General features: G+C 55.3%; 1 protein-coding gene. It reads left to right on the forward strand.

The window, feature by feature from the left end; genetic code table 11:
* Window positions 1-35: 35 nt before the first annotated feature.
* Window positions 36-246 (forward strand): hypothetical protein (locus AC1RP4_RS08110; RefSeq protein WP_481763295.1); only part of this gene is annotated, 211 nt, incomplete at its 3' end.

Raw genomic sequence — 246 nt, forward strand, 5'->3', positions numbered from 1 at the left:
GGGTGGATGCTCGAAAACTGGTGCGGAGAACAAGCATGAACAAGATTCGATATGCGGTGCTGGAGCTGGCACATTCGTTGGTGCAGGCAACACCATTGAAAACTGTATCACCGAATTATTTCGTGTGCTGCGCGGTGCAGGCAGCGGGGGAAGCGCTGGACCAAGGAAAGCCCGGTATCTACAGTGTAGAAGCTCAAAAGGTGCGCGCCGCTATCCGTGCGTCCCTCGGGGCCCATAATGTACTAG

Source organism: Dellaglioa sp. CoH-56-MRSF-10, from assembly GCF_056782175.1.